Origin of the sequence: Nonomuraea jabiensis, assembly GCF_014204795.1 — a bacterium.
In the GTDB taxonomy this organism is placed as follows: domain Bacteria; phylum Actinomycetota; class Actinomycetes; order Streptosporangiales; family Streptosporangiaceae; genus Nonomuraea; species Nonomuraea jabiensis.
Genome location: NZ_JACHMB010000001.1, coordinates 918,689 through 944,002, shown reverse-complemented (window position 1 = coordinate 944,002; position 25,314 = coordinate 918,689). Strand labels below are relative to the sequence as shown.

At 71.0% G+C, this 25,314-nt stretch carries 25 protein-coding genes and 1 tRNA gene; 14 read left to right on the top strand and 12 right to left on the bottom strand.

Annotation, left to right across the window (positions count from 1 at the left end; translation table 11 throughout):
• Positions 1-42: 42 nt before the first annotated feature.
• The 3 genes from HD596_RS04130 to HD596_RS04120 form a co-directional block, all read right to left on the bottom strand.
• Positions 43-1,869 carry a transketolase gene (locus HD596_RS04130; RefSeq protein WP_185067956.1) on the bottom strand — a complete coding sequence of 609 codons (1,827 nt, stop codon included), beginning with the start codon at positions 1,867-1,869 and terminating at the stop codon, positions 43-45.
• A gap of 85 nt (positions 1,870-1,954) precedes the next feature.
• Entirely contained in the window at positions 1,955-2,962 is a 1,008-nt protein-coding gene (locus tag HD596_RS04125) for an SDR family oxidoreductase (RefSeq protein WP_185067955.1), read from the bottom strand.
• A 7-nt stretch (positions 2,963-2,969) separates the two neighbouring features.
• Positions 2,970-3,245: a hypothetical protein gene (locus HD596_RS04120; protein ID WP_185067954.1), complete on the bottom strand. Its 276-nt coding sequence runs from the start codon at positions 3,243-3,245 to the stop codon at positions 2,970-2,972.
• Between the two features lie 54 nt (positions 3,246-3,299).
• Here HD596_RS04120 and HD596_RS04115 point away from each other — a divergent pair, with 54 nt between their 5' ends.
• Genes HD596_RS04115 through HD596_RS04105 form a run of 3 tightly spaced genes read left to right on the top strand, consistent with a single transcriptional unit; the run spans position 3,300 to position 5,312 of the window.
• A complete protein-coding gene (locus tag HD596_RS04115; RefSeq protein WP_313042649.1) occupies positions 3,300-4,295 on the top strand; it encodes a DNA topoisomerase IB in 996 nt (331 codons plus the stop codon).
• 44 nt (positions 4,296-4,339) lie between these two features.
• Positions 4,340-4,588: a BON domain-containing protein gene (locus tag HD596_RS04110; RefSeq protein WP_185067953.1), complete on the top strand. Its 249-nt coding sequence runs from the start codon at positions 4,340-4,342 to the stop codon at positions 4,586-4,588.
• Positions 4,581-5,312, top strand: coding sequence for a metallophosphoesterase family protein (locus HD596_RS04105; RefSeq protein ID WP_221519178.1), 732 nt, complete (start codon positions 4,581-4,583; stop codon positions 5,310-5,312). Before HD596_RS04110 ends, HD596_RS04105 begins: the two co-directional genes overlap by 8 nt.
• Here HD596_RS04105 and HD596_RS61325 read toward each other — a convergent pair.
• Both HD596_RS61325 and HD596_RS04095 read right to left on the bottom strand, forming a co-directional pair.
• Entirely contained in the window at positions 5,309-7,090 is a 1,782-nt protein-coding gene (locus HD596_RS61325) for a PP2C family protein-serine/threonine phosphatase (RefSeq protein WP_185067951.1), read from the bottom strand. The two genes, HD596_RS04105 and HD596_RS61325, sit on opposite strands and share 4 nt — an antisense overlap.
• Positions 7,091-7,120: 30 nt before the next feature.
• A complete protein-coding gene (locus HD596_RS04095; RefSeq protein ID WP_165959640.1) occupies positions 7,121-7,270 on the bottom strand; it encodes a GPGG-motif small membrane protein in 150 nt (49 codons plus the stop codon).
• Between the two features lie 113 nt (positions 7,271-7,383).
• Here HD596_RS04095 and HD596_RS04090 point away from each other — a divergent pair, with 113 nt between their 5' ends.
• A complete protein-coding gene (locus tag HD596_RS04090; protein WP_185067950.1) occupies positions 7,384-7,980 on the top strand; it encodes a nucleotidyltransferase in 597 nt (198 codons plus the stop codon).
• 100 nt (positions 7,981-8,080) lie between these two features.
• Here the strand turns inward: HD596_RS04090 and HD596_RS04085 are convergent, their stop codons facing one another.
• Positions 8,081-8,422, bottom strand: a complete 342-nt coding sequence (locus HD596_RS04085) for a PRC-barrel domain containing protein (RefSeq protein WP_185067949.1) — start codon at positions 8,420-8,422, stop codon at positions 8,081-8,083.
• A gap of 179 nt (positions 8,423-8,601) precedes the next feature.
• Here HD596_RS04085 and HD596_RS04080 point away from each other — a divergent pair, with 179 nt between their 5' ends.
• The 5 genes from HD596_RS04080 (at position 8,602) to HD596_RS04060 (ending at position 14,271) form a co-directional block, all read left to right on the top strand.
• Positions 8,602-9,417, top strand: a complete 816-nt coding sequence (locus HD596_RS04080) for an SAM-dependent methyltransferase (protein WP_185067948.1) — start codon at positions 8,602-8,604, stop codon at positions 9,415-9,417.
• 172 nt (positions 9,418-9,589) lie between these two features.
• Positions 9,590-10,453 carry a DMT family transporter gene (locus HD596_RS04075; RefSeq protein WP_185067947.1) on the top strand — a complete coding sequence of 288 codons (864 nt, stop codon included), beginning with the start codon at positions 9,590-9,592 and terminating at the stop codon, positions 10,451-10,453.
• Between the two features lie 187 nt (positions 10,454-10,640).
• Complete coding sequence (gene secA2, locus HD596_RS04070) at positions 10,641-12,791, top strand: accessory Sec system translocase SecA2 (protein WP_313042641.1); 2,151 nt, start codon at positions 10,641-10,643, stop codon at positions 12,789-12,791.
• Between the two features lie 45 nt (positions 12,792-12,836).
• The gene (locus HD596_RS04065) at positions 12,837-13,211 is read left to right on the top strand and encodes a VOC family protein (RefSeq protein ID WP_185067946.1); all 375 of its coding nucleotides are present in this window, start codon (positions 12,837-12,839) and stop codon (positions 13,209-13,211) included.
• Between the two features lie 175 nt (positions 13,212-13,386).
• A complete protein-coding gene (locus HD596_RS04060; RefSeq protein ID WP_185067945.1) occupies positions 13,387-14,271 on the top strand; it encodes a DMT family protein in 885 nt (294 codons plus the stop codon).
• Positions 14,272-14,285: 14 nt separating this feature from the next.
• Here HD596_RS04060 and HD596_RS04055 read toward each other — a convergent pair whose 3' ends face one another.
• Complete coding sequence (locus tag HD596_RS04055) at positions 14,286-16,727, bottom strand: nSTAND1 domain-containing NTPase (protein ID WP_185067944.1); 2,442 nt, start codon at positions 16,725-16,727, stop codon at positions 14,286-14,288.
• Between the two features lie 7 nt (positions 16,728-16,734).
• Complete coding sequence (locus HD596_RS04050; RefSeq protein ID WP_185067943.1) at positions 16,735-17,310, bottom strand: GNAT family N-acetyltransferase; 576 nt, start codon at positions 17,308-17,310, stop codon at positions 16,735-16,737.
• 109 nt (positions 17,311-17,419) lie between these two features.
• Here HD596_RS04050 and HD596_RS04045 point away from each other — a divergent pair, with 109 nt between their 5' ends.
• The 3 genes from HD596_RS04045 to HD596_RS04035 are packed head-to-tail and all read left to right on the top strand — an operon-like array spanning position 17,420 to position 20,825.
• Entirely contained in the window at positions 17,420-18,622 is a 1,203-nt protein-coding gene (locus HD596_RS04045) for an acyl-CoA dehydrogenase family protein (RefSeq protein ID WP_185067942.1), read from the top strand.
• The gene (locus HD596_RS04040; protein WP_185067941.1) at positions 18,619-19,782 is read left to right on the top strand and encodes an acyl-CoA dehydrogenase family protein; all 1,164 of its coding nucleotides are present in this window, start codon (positions 18,619-18,621) and stop codon (positions 19,780-19,782) included. Before HD596_RS04045 ends, HD596_RS04040 begins: the two co-directional genes overlap by 4 nt.
• The gene (locus HD596_RS04035) at positions 19,779-20,825 is read left to right on the top strand and encodes an acyl-CoA dehydrogenase family protein (RefSeq protein ID WP_185067940.1); all 1,047 of its coding nucleotides are present in this window, start codon (positions 19,779-19,781) and stop codon (positions 20,823-20,825) included. The genes HD596_RS04040 and HD596_RS04035 overlap by 4 nt, the downstream gene beginning before the upstream one ends.
• Here HD596_RS04035 and HD596_RS04030 read toward each other — a convergent pair.
• On the bottom strand, positions 20,796-21,386 hold the full coding sequence (locus HD596_RS04030) for a TetR/AcrR family transcriptional regulator (RefSeq protein WP_185067939.1): 591 nt from the start codon (positions 21,384-21,386) through the stop codon (positions 20,796-20,798). The two genes, HD596_RS04035 and HD596_RS04030, sit on opposite strands and share 30 nt — an antisense overlap.
• A gap of 200 nt (positions 21,387-21,586) precedes the next feature.
• Here HD596_RS04030 and HD596_RS04025 point away from each other — a divergent pair, with 200 nt between their 5' ends.
• Positions 21,587-22,333, top strand: a complete 747-nt coding sequence (locus HD596_RS04025) for a nuclease-related domain-containing protein (protein ID WP_313042637.1) — start codon at positions 21,587-21,589, stop codon at positions 22,331-22,333.
• A 65-nt stretch (positions 22,334-22,398) separates the two neighbouring features.
• Here the strand turns inward: HD596_RS04025 and HD596_RS04020 are convergent, their stop codons facing one another.
• A complete protein-coding gene (locus tag HD596_RS04020) occupies positions 22,399-23,763 on the bottom strand; it encodes a vWA domain-containing protein (protein WP_185067937.1) in 1,365 nt (454 codons plus the stop codon).
• Positions 23,747-24,595 carry an AAA family ATPase gene (locus HD596_RS04015; RefSeq protein ID WP_185067936.1) on the bottom strand — a complete coding sequence of 283 codons (849 nt, stop codon included), beginning with the start codon at positions 24,593-24,595 and terminating at the stop codon, positions 23,747-23,749. The genes HD596_RS04020 and HD596_RS04015 overlap by 17 nt, the downstream gene beginning before the upstream one ends.
• Before the next feature lie 118 nt (positions 24,596-24,713).
• Between HD596_RS04015 and HD596_RS04010 the strand changes: the two genes are divergently transcribed.
• A tRNA-Lys gene (locus HD596_RS04010) sits at positions 24,714-24,787 on the top strand.
• Positions 24,788-25,071: 284 nt separating this feature from the next.
• Here the strand turns inward: HD596_RS04010 and HD596_RS04005 are convergent.
• A complete protein-coding gene (locus HD596_RS04005; RefSeq protein WP_185067935.1) occupies positions 25,072-25,296 on the bottom strand; it encodes a hypothetical protein in 225 nt (74 codons plus the stop codon).
• Between the last annotated feature and the right edge of the window lie 18 nt (positions 25,297-25,314).

The following is a 25,314-nucleotide window of genomic DNA, read 5'->3' as shown; positions in this document are numbered from 1 at the left end:
GGCATGTCGCCCATCGGCCCTCACTCATGTCCGGCATATCTGTCACAGGAGCCGCTTGACCGCCTCCGCGATCGCGTGGCGGTCGATGCCGGCGTCGGCCAGCTGCTCCTCGGGCGTCGCGGACCCGGGCAGGCCCGTCACGGCCAGCTTCACCACCCGCGGCCCCAGCTCGCTGACCGCGTCCATCACCGCGTCGCCGAGCCCGCCCTCCAGCCGGTGGTCCTCCACCGTGATCAGGTTGCCCGTGGTGGTGGCCGCCTCGACCAGCGCGGCCGTGTCGACCGGCTTGATCGAGTACAGGTCGATCACCCCCACCGGGATCCCGGCCTCCCGCAGCTCGTCGGCCGCCGCCAGCGCCTCGTGCACGGTCACGCCCGCGGCCACGATGGTGGCCCGGTCGTTGGGCGAGTGCCGCAGCACCCGCGAGCCGCCCACGGGGAACCGCTCGTCCGGCGGGTAGATGACCGGCGTCTCTCCCCGCGTGGTGCGCAGGTAGGAGACGCCTTCTATGTCCGCCAGCTCGGCGGTCAGCGCCGCCGCCTGGTTGGCGTCGCACGGGTAGAGCACGGTGCTGCCGTGGACCGCTCGCAGCATCGCCAGGTCCTCCAGGCCCATCTGGGAGGGCCCGTCCTCGCCGATCGCCACCCCCGCGTGCGACCCCACGAGCCGGATCGACGCCCTGCTCACACCGGCCATCCTGATGAAGTCGTACGCCCGGGTCAGGAACGCCGCGAACGTGGCCGCGTACGGCTTCCACCCGCGCACCTGCAGGCCGACGGCGGCGGCCACGAGCTGCTGCTCGGCGATGTACATCTCGAAGAAGCGCTCGGGGAACTCCTTCCCGAACGCCTCCGCCTTGGTCGAGTCGGCCACCTCGCCGTCCAGCGCCACGATGTCCCCGCGCGCCGCGCCGAGCGCCGCCAGCGCCTCCCCGAACGCCGTCCGCGTGGCCGCCTTGTCGCCCACCTCGTACGCGGGCAGGCTCGTCGGCCTGCTCTCGAACCGGTACGGCGCCGCCGGGGCCTCGGGCTTGTGCACCTCGACCCGCAGGTCCCGCCGGCCGCCCAGCTCCCCGACGGCCTTGTCCGGCTCCTTGAGCGGTTTGCCGTGGGCCCCTTCGCGGTTCTCGACCTCCAGCGCCCCCTCGCCCTTGCGCGTCTTGGCCAGGATCACCGTCGGCCGCCTGCGCGTGTTGCAGGCGTCGCTGAGCGCGTAGTCGATCTGCCCGGGGTCGTGCCCGTCGATCTCGATCGTGTGCCACCCGAACGCCCCGAACCTGCGCGCGTAGGCTCCGGTGTCCCAACCGTGGCGGGTGGGCCCGCGCTGGCCGAGGCGGTTCACGTCCACGATCGCGGTCAGGTTGGCCAGTCCCTCGCAGCCCGCGTGCTCGGCCGCCTCCCAGATGGATCCCTCGGCGAGCTCGCTGTCCCCGCAGAGCACCCACACCCGGTACGGCATCCGCTCCAGCCGCCCGGCCATGGCCAGCCCGACCCCGACCGGCAAGCCCTGCCCGAGGGACCCGGTGGCCACGTCCACCCACGGCAGCCGCGGCGTCGGATGCCCCTCCAGCCGGCTGCCCCGCCGGCGGAACGTCAGGAGCTCCTTGTCGTCGATGGCCCCGGCCGCCTTGAAGAGCGCATAGAGCAGCGGGGACGCGTGCCCCTTCGAGAAGATCAAGTGGTCGTTGGCGGGGTTGTCCGGGTTCTCGAAGTCGTAGTGCAGGTGACACGCGAAGAGCACGGCCATCAGATCGGCCGCCGACATCGACGAGGTCGGATGGCCGGACCCGGCCTCCGCGGCCGCCCGCACGGAATCGACCCGCAGTTGCGCGGCGAGCTCGGTCAGGTACTGAAGATCGCGCTCAGGCATCATGGCCTCCTCGGAAGCGGTTTCCCGCCGCCTACCCCTCCAGGCCCGCTTAACTCGGGCCGGTGGGGGAGGGACGGGGCTCGGCTCATCGCCCGCGCAGGCGCCGGGCGGCCCACGCGGCGGCCGCGCCTCCGGCCAGCGCGAGGAGGACCGGTCCGCGGTGCTGGGAGAGCCAGAGCTGGGGGCTGTGGGCATGGGAGCGCGCGTCGAACGAGCCGTGGGCGCCGTAGTCCACGTCCCCGTCCGCCGGCTCCCACAGGTTGGCGACGCCTTCCGGCGGCTTCTCGTCCGTCTGCTGGGAGCGCGCGCCGGTCCTGGCCAGGTAGCGGTCCACCAGTGCCGGTGCCACGCGCTGGGCCAGGAGGGTGGCGGCCGTGCTGGCCCCGACCCAGTACTCCTTGCGTTCCGGGTGCTCGGCCGCGTACACGATGGCCCTGGCGGCCACCTCCGGCTGGTAGATCGGGGGGACCGGCTGCGGGTGGCGCCGCAGCTTGGACAGCACCCAGTCGAACTGGGGGGTGTTGACCGCGGGCAGTTGCACCAGCGTGATGTCGATGCCGCTGCGGTCGGCCAGCAACTCCGTGCGGACCGACTCCGTGAACCCCTTGATCGCGTGCTTGGCGCCGCAGTACGCCGACTGCAGCGGGATGCCGCGCTGCGACAGCGCCGAGCCGGTCTGGACGATCGCACCCGCGTTGCGCGGGCGCATGAGGTCCAGGGCCACCTTCGTGCCCCAGACGTAGCCCAGGTACGTCACCGCGGTGGTGCGGGAGAACTCGTCGGGGGAGATATCGGTGAATCTGGCGAAGACGGAGGAGAAGGCGGTGTTGATCCAGACGGAAATGGGCCCCATCTCCGCCTCTATGCGCTCGGCCGCCGCCCGTACCTGGTCGTAGTCGGCGATGTCGGCCTCGAAGACCTTGCCGATGCCTCCTTCCACGCCCACGTCCACGGCGGCGGCGCCCAGCCCGGCCGTGCCCCGGGCGATGAGCGCCACCTTCGCCCCCTGGTGCCCGAGCTGCCGGACGACCGCCCGCCCGACCCCGCCGCTGGCACCCGTCACCACCACCACGCGTCCTTCAAGTGGTGCCATGTCGCAATCAGCCCGCCTCTCCGTCCTGTCGCAGCTTCTGGCGTCGCACGGCCAGTGCGATGTCGACCACCGTGATCAGGCCCACGACGAGTGCGATCCCCGTCATGACGGGCGCCCCGACGATGATCCCGAGCACCGCGAACGCGAACAGGAACACCAGCAGGAACGACCCGATCCTGATGTGCGCCACGTCGCGTGGCGTGGCGGGCACCATGGGATGGCCCTTGGTGTCCCGTTCCTCGTGCCACTTTCCGTTATCCGGCATGCCCCTGTTATCAGACATGCCGCCCACCTGCCCGTTCTGTTTGCCCCCTAACTTCCGGGGTAGCCGCTGCTCGTGCCCAAGCTGCGTCCCAGTGATCAGAGTGAGCCGGGGATCGTACGGAGGCGCCGCGGGCGCGGGTTCGGCTACGAGGGGCCTGACGGGCGTGCGATACGCGACCAGGCCACGCTGGCCCGCATCAAGGCGCTGGCCATCCCCCCGGCCTGGACCGACGTGTGGATCTGCGCGTCCCCTCACGGCCACCTGCAGGCCGTGGGCACGGACGCGGCCGGGCGACGGCAGTACCGCTACCACGATCTGTGGCGCCAGCAGCAGGACCAGGCCAAGTTCGACCGCGTGCTGGAGGTGGCCGAGCGGCTGCCCGAGTTCAGGAAGGCCGTGGACGGCCAGCTCGCGGGCCGCGGCCTGACCAGGAAGCGGGTGCTGGCCGCCGCGGCCCGCCTGCTCGACATCGGCTTCTTCCGCATCGGCGGCGAGAGCTACGACACGTACGGGCTGGCCACGCTCAGGATGGACCACCTCACCTGCTCCAACGGCCTGATCACCTGCTCCTACCAGGCCAAGGGCGACATCTCCCGCGAGGTGGAGGTGGCCGATCCCGGGGCCTGCAAGGTGCTCAGGTCGCTCAAGGCGCTCGGCGTGGAGGGCGAGCTGCTGCGCTACCGGCGGCGCGAGGGCGGCTGGGGCTACATCAGGAGCGATGACATCAACGACTACCTGCGCGAGACCATCGGCTACGAGGTCACCGCCAAGGACTTCCGCACCTGGCACGCCACCGTCCTGGCCGCCGTGGGCCTGGCGGTCTCCAAGCCGGCCGGCCAGAAGAAACGCGCGGTGGCCCGGGTCATGAGGGAGGTCTCCGAATATCTGGGCAACACGCCCACGGTGGCCAGGGCGTCGTACGTGGATCCCCGGGTGGTCGAGGCGTACGACCAGGACAGGACCATCGCGGCCGCGCTGACCGAGCTGGGGGCGGAGGCCGACTTCGGGCAGCTGGCCACGGCGGGCCCGGTCGAGCAGGCGGTTATTGACCTTATTCGTGCCGTTTGAGGTGTTAATCCGGGGGCATGCGGCGACAAAGAAGGAGGCGAGCGATGGAAGCTCCGCAGTACGTCGCGGCCCGCGTCCAGCAGGCGATGGCCGAGGACGGACGCACGCACGAGCTCGGAATCCGCGTCGACATACGAGGCGACCAGCTGTTCCTGCGCGGTGAGGTCAGCGGGACAGGGCAGCGCGAGCGGCTCGGCCAGGTGGCGCACGAGGCCGCACCCGAGCTCCACCTGCACAACGAGATCAAGGTCGTGGAGGCCAGTGAGCCGGGGGAGGATGAGCGTCTTGACTGACCTGCGTATCGCAGCCGTCGGAGACATCCACCTGGGGGAGGACGACAGAGGCCAGTACCGCAAAAGACTGGTGGGCATCGAGGAACGCGCGGACGTGCTGATGCTGGCCGGTGACCTGACCAGGCACGGCACCCTGGAGGAGGGGCGGGTCGTGGCCGACGAGCTGCGCGGCCTGCCGATCCCCGTCGTCGCGGTGCTCGGCAACCACGACTACCACTCCGACCTGCAGTACGAGATCGCCGGCGAGCTGCGCGACGCCGGCGTCGTGGTGCTCGACGACGACGGCGCCGTCGTCCAGTGCGGCGACAGGAAGCTGGGCGTGGTCGGCGGCAAGGGGTTCGGCGGCGGGTTCGCGGGCAAGTGCGCCAGCGAGTTCGGCGAGCGGGAGATCAAGAACTTCGTCGCCCACACCCGCTACATCGCCGAGTCCTGGAAGGTCGCGCTGAAGGAGATCGTGGCCGAGAAGCGCGTGGTGCTGTCTCACTACTCCCCGATCAAGGAGACGCTGGAGGGGGAGCCGCACGAGATCTACCCGTTCCTCGGCAGCTACCTGCTGGCGGAGGCGGTCGACACGGCGGGCGCCGACCTGATCCTGCACGGCCACGCGCACAAGGGCAGCGAGAAGGGCATGACGCCGGGCGGCATCAGGGTCCGTAACGTGGCGCTGCCGGTGCTGGGCCGGGCCTACGCCGTCTACTGCCTCGACTGCGAGACCGGGTTCTAGAGGACCTTCGCGGCCAGGAGGCAGATGTCGTCCTCGGCGTTCTCCCCGCCCAGCCGCTTGAGCAGGCAGCCGATCAGCTCCTCCGGGTCGTCCCCCGCGCACATGTGCGCGGCCTGGACCAGCGCCTCCATGCCGGTTTCCAGGTCCTGCCCGCGCCGCTCGACGATCCCGTCGGTGTAGAGCAGCAGGACGTCGCCGGGCTCCAGCCGCGTGGTGGTCAGGCCGTACTCGGTCGCGTCGAACGCCCCCAGCATCATCCCCGACGCCCCCTCGACCAGCGCGGCGCTGCCGCCCCTGATCAGCACGGGGGCGGGGTGCCCGGCGTTCGTCCAGGCGTAGGTGCGCTCCTTCGGGTCGAAGTGGCCGACGATCGTCGTGCCCGTCACCGTGACGGCCTCGTTGGAGTGCACGATGAGGTCGTTCAGCCAGGTGGTGAGCCGGCCCGCGTCCGCTCCCGTGTAGGCCAGGCCGGCCAGGCCCGAGCGCATCTGCAGCATGATGCTGGCGGCGGTCAGCCCGTGGCCCATGGCGTCGCCGATCGCGAGCAGCACCCGGCCGTCGGGGATGAGGCGGGCCTTGAACCAGTCGCCGCCGAGCCGGGCGAGTTCCTCGCCGGGCAGGTAGCGTACGCCGACGGTCAGCCCGGGCAGGTGGACGAGGCCGCGGCGCATCGGCATGATCGTGTTCTGGAGCTGGACGGTGATCCGGTGTTCCTCCTCGGCCCGCTGGCGCTGCCAGTGCGCCTGCTCGTGCGCCACCGCCAGGGCCCGCTCCCTGCGACGGTTCTTGGTCACGTCCTGGGCCAGGCAGCGCACCTTGACCGGCAGGCCGTCGGTGTCGAGGATCGGCTCGCTGAACACGCTGAGATGCCGCACCCCGTGCCGGTGCTGGATCCTGAACTCGGTCTCCACCGCCTCCCTGAACTCCAGCAGGGAGTGCATCATGTCCTCGACGATCGGCAGGTCCTCGGGCACGACGATGCCGGGCAGCTCGTCGAGGGGCATCGGACCGTCGTCGCGGTCGCGGCCGAACATCTCGTACATCGCGGGGGTCCAGAGCGTTCGCTCGGTGGCCAGGTTCCACTCGCCCCAGCCCAGCTCGGCCAGGCGCTGGGCGCGGTCCCAGCCGGAGACCAGCAGCTCCTCGTCGTCGAGCGTGCGCCAGCTCACCAGCAGCCCGTGGTTCACGCGCGAGGCGCGCACGCTCAGCGTGGCCGGCCAGAGCAGGTAGTCCAGCACCTCGACGTATTCGAGGGGTTCGCGGTGGACCGACACGCCGGTCTCGTACACGGCGATGTAGTCGTCGAGCAGCCCCGAGCTGGCCACGCCCGGGGTGACCGCCAGGAGCCGGCACCCGGCCAGCTCGCCGGCGGGACGCCCGGACACGGTCCTGGCGTGGCGGTTGGCCGCCAGGATGCGGAAGTCGACCACGCGGCCCAGTGAGTCTTTGATGGGGGTGAGGTAGAGGGCCGAGGCGTGGACGGCCTCCAGCATCCCGCGTACCCAGGCGGGTACTTCGAGCGCCTGCGCCGGTTCCTCCGGCGGGCGCTCGATTCCCTTGGCGACCTCGATCACGTCGAGCCCGCTGTGATGCGCCATTCTGGCGAGCTGCTCGGCGGCCTCCCCCGGGCGGATGTTGAGCTCGGTCGCCAGCCGGGCCGTGGCCTCGTCGAGTATGGCTTCGGAGCGCCTGTGGTGCCGCAGCCGCGCCAGTTGTTCACGTACTCGCGCCGACGCCGCGCCGGTTTCGAAGCGGGTGAACGGCGGATATCTGTTCACACGCTCCCCATGCCCCCGGGAGCGCGGAACCTACACGTTGAAGATACTGACTCCACCAGGTCCGACCAGGAATCCGAGGACGATGAGCACGATCCCCCAGAGGAGGTCGCGCCTGGCCAGGATCACGTAGATCCCGGAGATGACGAGTATTACCGCGATGATCCAGAGCAAAGTAGCCATGGCTCTGCCTCTGCCCTAAGGGGGGTTCGCGTAACATGTTTTTTCCTTAATCAATGAGCAAGAGACCCCGGCGTCCAACGCCTAGTTGACGATCGTTTGGGTAGCCCGAAAACATGACGAGCCACGGCCACGCTGTCACCGATGCCATTCTCGACACCCTCAAGCGTGCCAGCACAGGGCTTAAGGACGCCGGGGTGAAATTCGCGCTGGCCGGCGGATGCGCGGCGTACGCGAGAGGCGCCGCACCCTCACTGCACGACGTCGACTTCATGCTGACCGAGCACGACGTGCCGACCGCGCTGGAGGCGCTGCGCGGGATCGGCTTCCAGACGGCCAAACCGCCGGAGGACTGGCTGGTCAAGGCGTACGACGAGGGGCGGCTGGTGGACCTGATCTTCCGGGTGTCCGACCAGCCGATCACCGACGAGCTGCTGGACCGGGCCGAGCCGCTGAAGGCGTCCGCCGTGATCGTGCCCGTGCTGGAGGCCACCGACCTGGTCATCTCGTGGCTGCTGCCGCTCTCGGAGCACGCCTGCGACTACGGGGCGCTGCTGGCCCAGGTGCGCGCGCTGCGCGAGCAGGTCGACTGGCCGCGGGTGGCCGCCGTGCTCCAGGACTCGCCGTACGCGATGACGTTCATCACGCTCCTGGAGCGGCTGGACGTGCTGAAGGGCCCGATCGAGCCGAAGGGCGACCCGAAGTGGCCCTGATAAACCGCGAAGGGCCGGCCCCCTGGCCCGAAGCGGCCCTCATACGCCGCGAAGGGCCGCACCCCCGCAGGGGTGCGGCCCTTCTGTTGCGGCACGGAAGTTACACGAACCGGCCGTAGTAGTCGCCTAGCCGCGTCCGGTACTCGGGTTCCTTGAACGTGCCCTCGTCGAACTCGGGCGCGTCCTTGATCTCGGCCTTGGTGCGCGCCACGTAGACGTTGCGCTCCTGAGGGTCGATGCTCGTGATGACCTGTGCCGGGAGCATGACCTTCTTACCGAAGATCCAAGGACCGGTGTCGACGATGAGGTAACTCTCGCCGACCTCGTACGTCGCCTCGTCGACGGACCCGATCTTTCCATCGGTCGCCTGGACGTGGTAACCAGCGAGGTCCAGGGACTGGCCGCGGTCGTAGACGTCAGCTCGATAGTTCCAGAGCTCCATGTGGGCTCTCTCCCTCTCTTTCTTCCGTCTTTCTCGGGCACGCCTTCTGCTACCCGGTCACGGCCGCGTAAACGTCTCGCAAAGCACCGGTACGCGTCGCCCGGCAATCTGGAGCGTTCTCCCCGTCAAGCCGCCGAGTGCGACTACGATCCCGGTCAAAGCACGCAAAGGGGGCGGGGTTGAGTCTCAGCGGAGAGTACGAGTGGGCTCCTCCCGGGGTCGACCCGACGCGGCCCAGCGTGGCCCGCGTGCACGACGCCCTGCTCGGCGGCATGGAGAACTTCGCCGCCGACCGCTCGGTGGCCCGCAAGCTGAAGGACACGGTGCCCGAGGTGGTGGACCTCGTCTGGTGCAACCGCGCCTTCATCGGCAGAGTCGTGGACTTCCTCATCCGCGAGGCCGGGATCAGGCAGATCATCGACCTGGGCGCCGGGCTGCCCACGGTGGAGAACACGCATGAGGTGGCCCAGTTCGCCGATCCCAGGGCCAGGGTGGTGTACGTCGACAGCGACCCCATGGTCGAGCCGCACGCCCGCGCCATCCTGAACGGCAACCCGTACGCCGACGCCATCACCGCCGACGTCCGCGACGTGGACGCCGTGCTCGGCCACCCCTCGCTGCGCCGCCTGATCGACCTGGCCCAGCCCACGGCGATCCTGATCATCGGCGTGCTGCACCTGCTGCCGGACCACGAGGACCCGCACGGGCTGGTCCGGCGGTACATGTCCGCGCTGCCGAAGGGCAGCTACCTCGCCGCCTCCAACATGCTGGCCTCGGACAACCCCAAGGCCCAGGCGCTGGAGGCCATGCTCCACGTCACCATGGGCACCGGCTACTTCCGCGACCGCGACTCCATCGCCGCGTACTTCGACGGGATGGTGCTGGTGGAGCCCGGAGTGGTGCACTTTCCCGAGTGGCATCCGGACGAGCGCCTGCCCGGCCCGCTGGCCACCTGGGAGCACCTCCTCCTGGGCGGCGTCGCCCGCAAACCCTAGCCGCCCCGGCCGCCGCGCTAAGGTGAGCGGGTGCACCGACGTCTGATCTGCTCCCCGCCGCCCGCCCGCTAGCGGGCGGCATTCCCTGAGATTCCGGGTCTGACCGATCCGGGGGTGGTTGCTGCCCGCACACCGGGCCCATTCCAACCACTCCATCCGGAGCACTCCTGTCATGACCCATGTCTCCGCCCGGCGGGGCGCCCTTTACGTGTCCGTGGCCGCGACCGCCTGGGGCACGGGCGGCGCCGCCGGTTCGCTGCTCTTCGAGTCCGGCGGCCTCGGCGCCGTCGGCGTCTCCCTCTGGCGCTACCTCCTCGGCGCCGCCTTCCTTCTCCTCCTCACCCGCCGCCCCGTCGTGGTCAACGGCCGGATCCTGCTGATCGGCGCCGGAATGGCCGTCTACCAGACCGCGTACTTCGCCGCGATCGCCCACTCCGGCGTGGCGATCGCGACCGTGGTGACGATGGGCGCCACCCCCGTCCTCACCGCCCTGGGCAGCCGGTTCCTCCTCCGCGAGCCGCTCGGCCGCGTCGCGCTCACCGCCCTCGCCACCGCCCTGATCGGGCTCGTCCTGCTCACCGGGGAGACCGCCCTGCAGTCACGCCCGTCCTCCATCGCGGGCATCGGCCTCGCCCTGCTCTCCGCCGCCGGGTACGCCGGGGTCACGATCCTGTCCCGGCGGCACGGGGACGGCGACCCGCAGGGCGTGGCGATCGGCGGGCTCGTGGTCGGGGCGGCGTGCCTGGCGCCGTTCGCGCTGGTGGAAGGGGTCGTGCCAACTGTGAGCCTGCCGTCCGTGGCGCTGCTGCTCTACCTGGGCGCGGTGCCGACGGCGCTCGCGTACGGCCTGTTCTTCCGCGCGCTGACCGCCCTGCGCGCCACCACGGTGTCGATCATCTCGCTCGGCGAGGCCGTGGGGGCGGCGGTGCTCGGCGTGGGGCTGTTCGGGGAGCGGCTCACCCCTCTTGCCTGGTCGGGGTGCGTGCTGCTGCTGGCCGCCGTGACAGTTCTCGCCGTACGGGCTGAATCCGGGTGACTCGGACATGAGCGATGTGGCGGCGCAGCGTTCCGGATGAGCTAATGTCCGGTACGGCGGCGCTTGCAGTAACGTCGCTCCGCTCCCCTCCCTTGTAAGAGGGAACGGTGTCGGCGAAGCGTGCGTTGGAGGAACTGTGGCCTCAATAAAGGGAATTATCAGGAACCTCCTGGATCGTCCAGGTGGGGTGCCTCTGACCCCTTACCAGAAGATCGTCAAGGCGGCGGAAGGCCGCGCCGACGGGTTGCGCAAGCTCGACGAGCTGCCCGAGCCGAAGATGGACGATCTGGCCGAGTTCTGCGCCATCGCACGCGAGGCCGCCGACAGGACGCTGGGCCTGCGGCCGTACGACGTGCAGTTGCTCGGCACGTTGGCCCTCCTCGACGGGAAGGTCGCCGAGATGGCCACCGGCGAGGGCAAGACGCTCTCCGGCGCCATGGCCGCGGCGGGCTACGCGTTGCAGGGCAAGCATGTCCACGTGATCTCGGTGAACGACTATCTGGCCAGGCGTGACGCCGAGTGGATGGGGCCGTTCTACGAGGCGCTCGGCGTCAGCGTGGGCTGGATCGGCCAGAACTCCACGCCGGAGGAGCGGCGCGAGGCGTACGCGAAGGACGTCACGTACGGGCCCGTCAGCGAGATCGGGTTCGACGTGCTGCGCGACCGGCTCCGCACGAAGGCAGACGAGATCATCGTGCCCGCGCCCGAGGTCGCCCTGATCGACGAGGCCGACTCCGTGCTGGTCGACGAGGCCCGCGTGCCGCTCGTGATGGCCGGGTCCACCGACCCCGGCAGCGCGGTGCCGGAGATGGCGGCGCTGGTCAGGCAGCTCGTACGCGGCTACCACTACGAGATCGACGAGCAGTCCCGCAACGTCTACCTCACCCCCAAGGGCGCCGACAGCGTCGAGAACCTCCTCGGCGTCGAGCTCTACGACGAGCACGAGCCCGGCACGCTCATCGAGCTCAACCTGGCCCTGCACGCCCACGCGCTGCTCGCCCGCGACGTCGACTACATCGTCCGCGACGGCAAGGTCCAGCTGATCAACCCCTCGCGCGGCCGGGTGGCGCTGCTGCAGCGCTGGCCCGACGGCCTGCAGGCGGCCGTGGAGGCCAAGGAGGCGCTGCCGCCGAGCGAGAAGGGCGAGATCCTCGACTCGATCACCGTTCAGGGCCTGATCCGCCGCTACCCGGAGATCTGCGGCATGACGGGCACGGCGGTGGCGGTCAGCGAGCAGCTCGGCGAGTTCTACGGCCTCAAGGTCGCGGTCATCCCATCCAACCGGCCCTGCGTGCGCGAGGACGAACCTGACCGCATCTACCCGACCGTCCCCGACAAGGACGCCGCCCTGGTCGAGGAGATCCAGGAGGTCCACGCCACCGGCCGGCCGATCCTCATCGGCACGCTGGACGTCGCCGAGTCGGAGAACCTCGCCAAGCTCCTCCAGCGCCGCGGCATGGAGCCGGTCGTCCTCAACGCCAAGAACGACGCCGAAGAGGCCGCGATCATCGCCAAGGCGGGGGAGCGCGACGCCATCACCGTCTCCACCCAGATGGCCGGGCGCGGCACCGACATCCGCCTCGGGGACGGCGTCGCCGAGCTGGGCGGCCTGTACGTGATCGGCTCAGGCCGCCACGCCAGCAGCCGCCTCGACGACCAGCTCCGCGGGCGCGCCGGCCGCCAGGGCGACCCGGGCGGCTCGGTCTTCTTCGTCAGCACGCAGGACGACCTGATCACCCAGTTCGTCCCCGACGAGCGCCCGCCCGCCGCCGACCCCGACGGCATCGTCCGCCACCGGCGCGGCGCCTACCTCGTCGGCCACGCCCAGCGCGTCGCCGAGGGCGTCAACCTGGAGATCCACCGCAACACGTGGCGTTACACCCGCCTCCTGGAGCACCAGCGCGAGCTCATCCTGGAGTGGCGCGACAAGGTCCTGCACGGCGACGCCGCCTCCAAGGCCCTGTCCGCGGCCGATCCCGAACGCTGGGCGTCCCTGCCGGAGGACACCAGGGACGAGACCGCCCGCCAGATCGTCCTGCACGCCATCGACCGCTGCTGGACCGAGCACCTGGCGTTCCTGACGGACCTGCGCGAGGGCATCCACCTGCGCGCGCTGGGCCGGATGAGCCCGGTCGACGAGTTCCACCGGGAGGCGGTGGCCGAGTACAAGTCGCTGCTGGCCGAGGTGGAGCGGCGCTCGCTGGAGTCCTTCGAGGCGCCCGAGCCCGATCTGAAGCGGCCGACGGCGACGTGGACGTACCTGGTGCAGGACAACCCGTTCGGCACGGAGTGGGACCGCATCCTCAAGCGTGTGACGGCCGCCACCCGGCGCGGCTAGCCGTACCTGACAGAAGATGACAGGTACGGCTGGAACCCTGGACTCATGACAACGAAAGCGAAGCTCCTGGCCGTCACCCTCGACTGCGCGGAGCCCAAGAAGCTGGCCGAGTTCTACCACGAGATCACGGGGTGGGAGATCCAGTACGCGGAGGACGAGTACGCCGCCGTGGGAAACGGGACCACCAGCATCTACTTCGGCCGGATCCCCGACCGCAAGCCGGTGACCTGGCCGAGCCCGGACAAGCAGTTCCACCTGGACTTCCGGGTGCCGGACGTGGAGAAGGCGGCGGAGGAGTACGTCGCGCTGGGGGCCACGAAGCCGGAGTTCCAGCCGGGGGTCACGGAGGACGGCGTCGGCTGGATCGTCCTCCAGGACCCCGCCGGGCACCTGTTCTGCGTCTGCCCCGAGCGCTCCTGACCCTCATCGGGCACCCTGTCCTGGGTCACAATCGCGCGACCCCAGGTCACACATGTGTCCTGGTCGGGACCGTCTCCGCCCGAACGATCCACCAAAAGTATGATTCGCCAGCTCGGCTTCCCTCGTAAGCTAGAGCAATGCTCTTGGAAGGATCCATGCCCCTGCGCGGGCGCCGATGACCTGGGTCGGCGTGATCATCGCCCTGGTGGGAGCGCTTGGATACGCACTCGGCGCGGCCCTGCAGCAGTACGAGGCCGTGGCCGCGGGCGCCTCGCTCAAGCTGGCCAGGCGCCCCCGCTGGTTGATCGGCGGCGCCATCGGCCTGACCGGCGCCTGCCTGCACGCCGTGGCGCTGAGTTTCGCCCCGCTGGTGGCGGTCCAGCCGATCAGCGTCGCCACGCTGGTGTTCGCCGTGCCGCTGGCCGCGTTCATGTACGGGCGCAAGCCGTACCGTGCGGAGATCTTCGGCTCGATCGCGGTGGCCGTGGGCCTGCTCTGGCTCATGCTCCTGGTGCCGCACCACAACGTGACGCCGAAGCTGGGTGACGGCGCCGCGCTCGTGTTCCTGGCCGTGATCGGCGTGATCGTCCTGGTGACGCAGCTGCTCGCGGCCCGGGTGCACGGGCCGAACAGGGCGTTACTGCTGTCCGTGGGCGCGGGCGTGGTGACGGCGAGCGTGTCCACGTTCGTCCGGGTCGTCGGGGGCGGCATGGAGGGGGACTGGGGCCGGCTGGTGCACTGGTTCACGCTCGCCGTGCCCGTGCTGCTGGTCTGCGCGGTGGTGCTGTTGCAGCGCTCGTACGCGGTCGGCTACTTCGGTATCGCGTACGCCGGCGTACAGGTCATCGACCCCATCACCTCGGTCCTCGCCGGCGTGATCCTCCTCGGCGAGCCCCTGCCGACCAACCCCTCCACCGCCATCCCCGCCGTCCTGGCCAGCGCGCTCACCATCGGCGGCACGATCATCCTGGGCCGCCTCGCCCCCGATCATTCCCGCCCCACCCGGGCGCAGTCTCAACCGGCCCCCGAGCCGGTGTCCGCGACCTCCCAGGCCAACTGACCCTTCGCCACTGGTCAGCAGGTGTCGCGGTGCGGTAGTTCGGGTAGGTGCCGGGACCACTCCTGCGGGGAGAGGGCCCCGTACCGGGAGCAGATGTACGCGGCGTGATCCCGGGGCGCGGTCCCGGGTGCCAGCTCGATGGTCAGGACGATCCCGTGCCCGGCCAGGACCCGCAGCCGCCGCCCGTCCCCGGTGATCGTGGCCTGGGCCGCCCGGTCGACCCCGGCCGTGGGCACCGCCCTGTCGGCTACCGGCGTGCCGGTGGCGTCATCGAGCCGCCAGACCCGCACCCGATCGCTGTCCGTGCTGATGAGCAGCCGCCCGTCCGGGCTGAACCGCAGGTGGCCCGGCGAGGGCCGCAGCCGGGTGGACCGGGTGGGCACTCCGTCGAGGTCGTAGATCTGGATCCCGCTCTCCTCGGCGATCGCCACGCGCCCGCCGTCCGGGGCGAACGTCGTGTACTCCCACGGCATCCGGTCCAACCAGGGGGCGCGAGACGGCCCGGACAGGCCGCGGAGCTCCGAACGTCTGCCCGCGAAGACCAGCGCCACCCGGTCCCCGGGGCCCACCACCGCGTACTCGCCCACGTACGCGGCCCGCCGCGCCCTCAGGTCCCACGCCCAGCGCTCGCCCGACAGCCGGGCCGCCGCGAACAGCAGGCCACCGCCCGGGCTGAACCACGCGGACTGCTCCCCGGGCGCGCCGAGGCCGCGGCCGAAGGGCGGGCCGACGCCGCCGCCGGAGGTGGTGTCCCAGAGGTAGGAGCGGTCGACGCCGACGAGGGCCAGCGTGTGGCCGTCGGGGGACCAGGCCATGGCGCGTACGGTCTGGGCCGGGCCCGCCGTGCCGGCGACCTGGCGGCGGGAGGGGATGTCGTACACCCGCAGGGTTCCCTCGTCGAGTGCGGCCAGGCGAGAGCCGTCGTCGCTGATGGCGTGCAGGGAGCGGGGGCCCGCGTACGGGTCGGCGAACACGTCCACCGCCGGATCCGCCGACGTCAACGCCCGGCGCGCCTCGGGGATCGGGGCCAGGCGCCAGGCGGCGAGGCTGAGCTTGCGTGCCGTCACCGGGTCCGCCAGCCGCAGCGCCTCCGCCCGGGACGCCGCCACCTTCGCCATCGCCTGGTCCAGGCGTCCGTCGGCGGCACCCCGCTGCCACAGGGCGAGCAGCACCACCACCGACAGCAGCCCCGCCATGACCGTCCACCGCCGGCGCGACCTCCTGCGCACCCTGGCGAGCCCCGCGTCGAGGAACGTCTGCTCGCCGGCGCTCAGCGTCACCCGCCGGCGGCCGCTGGCCGCCCACGCCAGGGCCCTGTCCAGCGGCTCCCCCCGGAACAGCGCCGCCTCCCGCCGCCCGCCCGCTTCCCACCGCCGGGCCGCCCGCGCCAGCTCCCTGTGCACGGCCAGCCCGTCGCGCTCGCCGTCCAGCCACTCGTGCAGGCGCGGCCAGGCACGCAGGAGCGCCGCGTACGTGATCGCCAGAGGGCCGTCCGTCCCGGGGTCGTAGCTGAGGAGACCCGCCTTGCCGTACGCCTCCAGCACCCCGTCGATGGAGGCGACCTCGTCGGTGGCGCGGCCGGCGACCAGGTCGGCTCGGGAGGCGGCGACGACGGTGTCGGAGCCGTCGGAGTCCAGGTCCACCAGGCGGAGGAAGACGTCGGGCACCAGGTCCTGCTCGGCCGGGCTGAGTTGCGCGTACACGGTCTCGGCGCGGACGCCCAGCGGCGGGTCGGAGACGGGCTCGGGGGGTAGCAGGCGGCCCTGCTGGGATTGCGGGGCGTCGAGGAGGGAGAGCAGGAGCTGGTGGGCGCTCGGGCGGCGTTCGGGATCGCGGTGCAGGGCGGCGGCCACCAGCCCGCGTAAGGGGCGGTCCAGCCGCTCGCCGTGGCCCGATCGCTCGTCCGAGCCGTAGGCGGCGAAGAGCAGCAGCCGTCCCCAGTCGCGCACGTCCGTGGCCGGTCCCCAGGGCTCCGCCTCCGGCCGTCCATCGGCGTCCGGCTCCCCGGGGAGACACCAGCCCAGGCCGACCAGGCGCGGTCCCTCGGTGCCCAGGACGACCTTGCCGGGGGTGAGGGACCCGTGCACCGCGCCCGCCTCGTGGGCCGCGGCCAGCGCGGTGGCCACGGCGGTGGCCAGGCGGTAGAGGGCGTCGCCCGTGTACGGGCCGTACCGGTCGACGACCTGCCGCAGGGTGGGGCCGGGGATGTACTCGCTGACCAGGTAGGGCGGCTCGCCGTCCAGGCAGGTCTCCGTCAGCCTGGCGACCGACAGCGACCGCACGCGCCCGGCCGCCGAGGCGGCGGTGGCGAGCCTGGCGCGGGCCTCGGCGTCCGGCAGGCAGGGAACTCCCAGCGCATGCCGCGTGCCCGACTCGTCGTAGGCCTCGCGGACGATGACGTGCCCGCCGCCGTCGAGCCGGGCGCCGAGCCAGTAGCCTCCCAGCCGATCAGTCATACACCCCTTAACGATCCAAGCGGGCCCGGTGCTGCGGCCATTCCTCTTCGAGGATGCCGAAACAGACCGTGTCGCGCCAGGTGCCGTCGGGCCGCTTGCGATGCCGCCGCAGCGTCCCCTCGTGCACCCCGCCGATGCGCTTGATGGCGTTCTGCGAGCGGAGGTTGAGGTGGTCGGTCTTGAGCAGGACGCGGTTGTAGCCGAATGCGAAGGCGTGGTCGATGAGCAGGATCTTGCAGCTGGTGTTGACGGCCGTACGCCACACCTGCCGGCCGTACCACGTCCAGCCGATCTCGATGCTGGCGTCGAAGCCCGGCACGTCGCCGTACGTGGTCCAGCCCACGGCCCGCCCGCCCTCCTTGAGCACCACCGCGAAGGGGACGTGCTTGTCGTCGGTCATCAGCCCGAGGGCGAGCTTGCCCAGCTCCTCCTCGGAACGCGGCGCGGGCGCGGGCAGCCAGCGCCAGACCTCCTCGTCGGCGCCGGAGGCGGCGAACAGGTCGGGAACGTGGTCGAGGGTGAGCGGCTCCAGGCGGACGACGCCGTTCTCGAGCACCACAGGGGCAGGCAGCTTCGCGGTCATGGCAGGCAACTCTAGGGGCGCCCGGGAAGTCCTGATTATGGCCACCTGCACCTTTTTATGGGGAACCACCTGTCGACACTCATACCGGCCGGTCGGTACGCTCGCAGGCATGGACTTCGCCTTTGACAGCGTCACCGAGGACCTGCGCGAACGACTGCTGCGATTCATGGAGGAATGCGTCTACCCCGCCGAGGCCCCCTTCGAGGAGCAGGCGGCGGCCGGCGGCTGGAGCCCGCCGCCCCTCCTGGAGGACCTCAAGGACGAGGCCAGGAAGCGCGGCCTGTGGAACCTGTTCCTCCCGGGCGAGCACGGCGCCGGCCTGACGAACCTCCAGTACGCGCCGCTGGCGGAGATCATGGGCCGGAGTCCCGTCATCGCCCCGACGGCCACCAACTGCGCCGCGCCCGACACCGGGAACATGGAGGTCCTGTCCATGTTCGGCAGCGAGTGGCAGCGCAAGGAGTGGCTGCGGCCGCTGCTCGACGGGGAGATCCGCTCCGCGTTCGCCATGACGGAGCCCGACGTGGCCTCCTCGGACGCCACGAACATCGCCACCTCCATCGTCCGGGACGGCGGCGAGTACGTCATCAACGGCCGCAAGTGGTTCATCTCCGGCGCCATGAACCCCAACTGCAAGATCTTCATCGTCATGGGCAAGACGAACCCGGACGCCCCCACGCACCGCCAGCAGAGCATGATCCTGGTGCCCCGCGACACACCCGGGCTGCACATCAAGCGCGGCATGCACGTCTTCGGCTACACCGACGCCGACCACGGCGGCCACGCGGAGATCGTGTTCGAGGACGTCCGCGTACCCGTGGAGAACCTGATCGGCGAGGAGGGCGGCGGCTTCGCCATCGCCCAGGCCCGGCTCGGCCCCGGCCGCATCCACCACTGCATGCGCCTGATCGGCATGGCCGAGCGGGCCGTGGAGCTGATGTGCCGGCGGGCCCTGGCCAGGACGACGTTCGGCAAGCCCGTCGCCCAGCAGGGCGTGATCCAGGACTGGATCGCCGAGTCCCGGATCAGGATCGAGCAGCTGCGCCTGCTCGTGCTCAAGACCGCCTGGCTCATGGACACGGTGGGCAACCAGGGCGCGCACACCGAGATCCAGGCCATCAAGATCTCCACTCCGATCGCCGTGGAGTGGATCCTGGACAAGGCCGTGCAGGTGCACGGCGCGGGCGGCGTCTCGCAGGACTTCCCGCTGGCGGCGCTCTGGGCGGGCGCCCGCTCGCTGCGCCTGGCGGACGGCCCCGACGAGGTGCACAAGCGGTCCCTGGCCTATCGCGAGCTGAAGAGGTACATGTGAACGAGGCGGAGATCAAGGAGCGGGTCGCGGCGTTCCTCGCGGAGCACGACCCGGCCGGGGACCGGCTGGAGTTCCTGCGGGCGAGGTTCGACGCGGGGCTGGCGTGGGTGTGGTTCCCCGAAGGGCTCGGCGGGCTGGGCGTCTCGAGGGAGCTGCAGCTGGTCGTGGAGCGGGAACTGGCCGGCACGCCGCAGCTCAACGCCGGCGTCCAGGGCATCGGGCTCGGGATGGCGGCCCCGACGATCCTGGCGTTCGGGACGGAGGAGCAGAAACGCCGCTTCCTCCGGCCGCTGTGGACCGGCGAGGAGATCTGGTGCCAGCTCTTCAGCGAGCCCGGCGCGGGATCCGATCTGGCCACGCTCGCGACCCGCGCCGTCAAGGACGGGGACGAATGGGTCGTCGATGGCCAGAAGGTGTGGACGTCCGGCGCCCATCACTCCAGGTGGGCGATCCTCGTCACCCGTACCGACCCGGACGTGCCGAAACACCGCGGCATGACGTACTTCATCTGCGACATGCACGCGCCGGGCGTCGAGGTGCGGCCGCTGCGGCAGATCACCGGTGAGGCCGAGTTCAACGAGGTGTTCCTGACCGGCGTGCGGCTCCCCGACGACCTGCGGCTCGGCGAGGTCGGCGACGGCTGGCGGGTCGCGCAGACCACGCTGATGAACGAGCGCGTCGCCATCGGCGGTGCCCCCGTGCGGCGCGGCGGCGGCATGGTCGGCGTCGTGGTCGACTCCTGGCGCGCCCACCCCGAGCTGCGCACCCACGACCTGCACCAGCGGCTGCTGTCGCTCTGGGTGGAGTCGGAGGTCACCCGCCTGTCCGGGGTGCGCCTGCGCGAGCAGCTCGCCGCCGGCCAGCCGGGGCCCGAGGGGTCCGGCATGAAGCTGTCGTTCGCCAGGCTCAACCAGGCGCTGTCCGGCTTCGAGGTGGAGTTCGGGCGCGACCTGGGCTACGACGACTGGACGTTCCGCCGCTCCGAGGACGTCGACTTCTACGGCCGCGGCCCCGGCTACCGCTACCTGCGGGCCAAGGGCAACTCGATCGAGGGCGGCACGTCCGAGATCCTGCGCAACATCATCGCCGAGCGGGTGCTCGGCCTGCCCTCAGAGCCCCGCGTCGACAAGGACGTGCCCTGGAAGGACCTCCCGCGATGACGACCACCCTGCTGTACTCCGAGGTCGAGGAGGAGCTGCGGGCCGCGGTGCGCGGGCTGCTCGCCGACCGCTGCCCGCCCGCCGCCGTGCTCAAGCGGATCGAGTCCGAGCCCTACGACCTCGACCTGTGGAAGACGCTGGCGGGCGAGATCGGCGTGGCCGGGCTGCTCATCCCCGAGCAGTACGGCGGCGCCGGGGCGTCGGCCAGCGAGGCGGCCGTCGTGCTGGAGGAGCTGGGCAGGGGAGTGGCGCCGGTGCCGTTCCTCACCAGCTCGGTGCTGGCCACCCGCGCGCTGCTGCCGACCCGCGACGCGTTGTTGGAGGAGCTGGCCGAGGGCAGGAAGACCGCCGCCCTCGCGGTGCCGTTCGCGGCCTCCCCGTACCGGCCGGGGACGGCCGTGCGGCTCGCGGGCGGGCGGCTGACCGGGACCGTCGCCGGGGTGGCCGGGGCCGACGTGGCCGACGTGCTGCTGGTGCCCGTCGGCGGCAGGCTGCATGCCGTGGAGGAGGGCGCGCTCGTCCGGGTCGTGCCGTCGCTCGACCAGACCAGGCCTGTCGCGACCGTCACCTTCGACGGGACCGAGGCCAGGGACGTGGGGGCGTGCGACCTGGCGGAGGTGCTCAGGTTCGGGGCCGGGTTGCTGGCGTCCGAGCAGCTCGGGGTGGCCGAATGGTGCCTCGACACGACGCTCGCCCACGTCAGGGAACGCCACCAGTTCGCCCGGCCGATCGGCTCCTTCCAGGCGATCAAGCACCGGCTGGCGGATCTGTGGCTGGACGTCGTACGGGCCAGGGCCGCCGCCCGGAGCGCCGCGACGGACGGCTCGGCGCTCTCCGTGGCCGTGGCCCAGTCGTGGAACGCGGGCGTGGCCGTACACGCCGCCGAAGAGGCCCTGCAGCTCCACGGAGGGATCGGGATGACGTGGGAGCACCCCGTGCATCTCTACCTCAAGCGCGCGAAGGCCGCGGAGATCGCGCTGGGCACGCCCGGCGACCACCGCGCGGCGCTGGCCTCACTCGTCGACGTGCCCGGCCCCGAGTGAGGTGAGCAGCAGGTCGGCGAAGTGCCTGCCCACCTGGGCGCCGGTCAGCGGCCCGGCCACGTGGAACCACGAGCCCAGGTGGTGCACCGAGCCGAAGAAGTAGTCGACGACCAGCTCCGCCGGGACCCGGTCGCTGAAGACGCCCTCGCGCTGGCCCTCGGCCACGAGGCCGCGGAAGCGCTCGTGGTAGCGGCGGCGCTCGGCGCGCACGCTCTTCTGCGTCTCGGGCGCGAGCAGGTGCATCGACCTGAAGAAGATCTTGGAGTCGTCGAGGTTCGCGACCGTGGTCTCCACGACGTCGGCCGCGGCCCGGTACAGGCGCTGCCGCACGTCGCCGGGACCGTCGGCGATCCGCGTCAGCCGCTCCATCTGCATGCGCAGGACCCGGCCGTAGATCTCGTGGAGCAGGTCGTCCTTGGAGTCGAAGTAGTGATACATGGCGCCCTTGGTGACGCCGGCAGCCACGACGATCTCCTGGACGGAGGTGCTCTCGAAGCCGCGCTCGGCGAACAGACGGGTCGCCTCGGCGAGCAGTCGCTGTCTGACCGGTTCCTCTTTCACATGTCCCCCTTTGTCACCTGCTTTAGCATACCGACTGGTCGGTCGAGGTCATTTGCTGGTCTTGCGGGTACTAATTACGTCACCTTAGGCTCGCCTTGGTTGAGGGGCGGGTATCCCTTGACTGGCGAGGGATCTTCGGCGTGGCAGATCCTGCATCACATCTACATTGGGGGTTTGCCGTGCCCGGTGGCTCTATCTATGTGCAACCAGACGAGAAGTACACGGGGTCTTCTCCGCAGTGGTGGTACGAGAAGTTCTGGCGCGAGGACGCGCCCAACCGGCGCAAGTCCCGGTATGTGAAGGCCGCCGTGGGCTTCGTGATCGGGGTCGCGCTCGCGCTGAGGTTCGGCATGTCCGGGGTCGCTCCGCTGTTCGGCGTGCTCCTGGCCGGGCTCGTGGCGGCGGGCGACTGGCTCCTCGACTGGCGTTCCTTCCGCGCGACGGCGGTGTGGCGCGGCGCGCGGAAGGGCGAGGTGATCACCGCGAAGCTGCTGCGCCGGTCCCTCGGCCGCCTTGGCTACACGGTGCTCGACGGCCGCGCCATCCGCGGCCAGGCGTCGATCGACCACCTGGTGATCGGCCCGGGCGGCTTGTGGATCATCGACAACGAGTCGTGGAGCCCCGACACCGAGATCGCCTGCTACGCCGGCCGGCTGTTCTTCGGCGAGAAGTACGGCACCAAGACAGCCAAGTCCCTGGTGGAGACGTCCGAGGCGTTCGCCGAGCTGCTGAGCCGCGAGACGCGCATCCCGGTGACGATCACGCCCCTGCTCGCCGTCCACTGCGGGCTGCTGCCCAAGGGCGGCATCGTGGTCGCCGAGGGCCTGACGCTGCTCAAGCCCCGGCTGGCGGCCAAGGTGATCAAGTCGGCCGACCACGTCGCGCTCAACGCCGAGCAGATCGAGCTGCTGACCCGCACCGCGGCCAGGGAGCTGCACCGCGCCTGAGGCTTCGATCCAGCGTCTCAGGCGTCAGGCCAGCGTCTCAGGCGTTCAGGCCAGCGTCTCAGGCGTCAGGCCAGCGTCTCGATGAAGGCCGTGAGCTGGGCGACGTTGCGGCACTCGTGCATGGGGACGACCGCGCCGTACTCGCTCGCGACCGAGTCTCCCGTGTCCCACTGCGCCACGGGCTCGGGGTTGAGCCAGTACGCGTGCCGCGACCGGCCCACGAGCGACCTGAGCACGTCCAGGGCGGGCGGCTGGTAGTTGGAGCGGGCATCGCCCAGGATCAGCAGCGACGTCCTGGGGCCGATGGCGTCGCCGTACCGCTCGGCGAAGCGCTCCAGCGAGTGCCCGTAGTTGGTACGCCCGAAGCGCACCATGTCGGCCTCGTTCGTCAGCCTGGTCATGGCCTCGACCACGTCGGCGCCGGGGACGAAGAACCGGGTGATCTCGTCCACCGTGTCCACGAACCCGAACGCCCGCACCTTGGTGAACTGCTCCCTCAGCGCGTACGTGAGCAGCAGCGTGAAGTGGGCGAACGACGAGACCGAGTCGCTGGTGTCGCAGAGGATGACCAGCTCGGGCTTGTGCGGCCGCGGCGGCCTGAAGTGCGTGGTCAGCGGCACGCCGCCGCTCTGCAGCGAGGCCCGCACGGTCCTGCGGAAGTCGAGGCGGCCGCGCCTGCCCTTCCGCTGCCTGATCGTCAGGCGCGTGGCCAGGCGTCTGGCCAGCGGATGGACCTCGCGGCGCAGCCTGGCCAGGTCGGCCTTGGTGACGCGGAGGAAGTCGATCTGGTCGAGCGGAGGGCGGACGGCTGAGCGGGCGATGCGCTCGATCCCCGAGTCCTCGGCGATGCGGCGGCGCACGTCGGTGGCCACGGCCTCCTCGAAGCGCCGGGTGTTGTCGTAGACCGTCCTGCGGACGTTCTTCTCGGCCAGGCCGCCGCGCTCCTGGCCCTGCAGGACGTTCTGGAGGATGCGGGCCATCAGCGTCTCGGGGGACAGGGCGCGCATGACGCTGTAGGAGAACCAGTTCTGCCGCCCGGGGGTCGCGGCCGGCTGGTGGCCGAAGCGCCCGACCACGGCCTGGGCGAACTCGCGCAGCTCCTGGTCGCTGCCGCCGGTCAGGAGCCGGGCGAGGTGGTCGCGCAGCTCGTCGACGGGGGCCGTCTCCAGGTCGATCGGCCGCTCGGCGCGCTCGGCGTACATGCCGGACGTCGAGGCCGGGAACCACAGGTCGAACAGCACGTCGAACCCCGGCCGATACGCGGGCTTCTTGACCAGCGTGGCCGCGTAGGCGGCCCGCAGCGACTCCCGCTCGCTCAGCTCGATCACCCGCAGCGCGTGCGCGGCGTCCAGCCCCTCGGCCACCGACACCGGGATCCCGGCCTCGCGCAGCGCGCGTACGAACCCGACATGCCTATCGATCAGCGACATCCGGCAGCCCCAGCTCCTTGACCGCCCGCGCCTGGTCGGAGGCGTGCTTGAGCACCACGCCCAGCGTCCCGGCCACGGTGGCCTCGTCGAGGTCGTCCCGCCCGAGCGCCAGCAGCGTGTTGGCCCAGTCGACGGTCTCGGCCACCGACGGCGCCTTCTTCAGCTCCAGCGCCCGCAGCGTGGCCACCGTCCTGGCCAGCCGCTCGGCCAGATCGGCCCGGATGCCCGGCACCTGGCTGAGCACGATGTCCCGCTCCCGCTCGGGCGTGGGGTATTCGAGGTGCAGGTAGAGGCAGCGCCGCTTGAGCGCCTCCGACAGCTCGCGGGTGGCGTTGGAGGTCAGCACCACGTACGGCCTGCGGGTGGCGGCGATCGTGCCCAGCTCAGGGATCGTGATCTGGAAGTCGGACAGCAGCTCCAGCAGCAGCCCTTCGACCTCGACGTCGGCCTTGTCGGTCTCGTCGATGAGCAGCACGGTCGGGCCGGCGGCCCTGATCGCCTTCAGCAGCGGCCGCTCCAGCAGGAACTCCTCGGAGAAGATGTCGTCGTCCGCGCTGGTGGCCTGGATCCTGAGCAGCTGCTTCTTGTAGTTCCACTCGTACAGCGCCCTGGCCTCGTCGAGCCCCTCGTAGCACTGCAGCCTGATCAGCTCGGCCCCGGTCGCCAGTGCCACCGCCTTGGCCAGCTGCGTCTTCCCCACGCCCGCGGGGCCTTCGACCAGCAGCGGCTTGCCCAGCGCCGCGGCCAGGAACACCGAGGTGGAGATGGCGTCGTCGGAGAGGTAGTCCACGGCGGCGAGCCGCTCCGCCACCTCGGCGGGAGAGTCGAACATCGGTGATCCTGTCTGCCGGAGCCGGGGGCCGAACTTTATTCTAGCCTTGGCCGTCCGACAGGCCCGCCTGCTACCGATTCGACCAGGATGCGGATCGCCGGTATATTCCTCTCTGCAAGCGCCGCTAGCTCAGTTGGTCAGAGCAGCTGACTCTTAATCAGCGGGTCCGGGGTTCGAGTCCCTGGCGGCGCACCGCACGGAAACCCCAGTTCAGGATCCTGAGCTGGGGTTTCTCGCTTTCTAAGCGACTCCGGCCGCGCCGATGTGCCCCCGTGGTTGCTCGCTGGATGCTCTTCGGCACGGTTCCGGCGTGTGGCGGGGTGTTCCGTGAACCCATTCGTCAGGTCAGACCCGTCAGACGATCAAGTAACGCCAAACCGGAAGGCGTAGCGGGCATGTCGGGCCGGGAAGGGCTTTCGTTCCGACAAAGAGTTGATCAAGCTGTACGGCTGGAGGACTTCGACCCCGAGCCGGGTTCATCCCGCGTGCGCGGGGAGCACCAGGACGGACGCCACGAGGAGATCTCGCGCATGGGACCATCCCCGCGTGCGCCGGGAGCACGACAGGACCGGGTTGCCGGTGAGGATGTTGTCGGGACCATCCCTGCGTGCGCGGGGAGCACCCGGCCAGTTACGGGCGGCGCGCTTGGCCTCGGGGACCATCCCCGCGTGCGTGGGGAGCACGTCCGCGGCATCGACCACGAGGACGCCCCTGCCGGA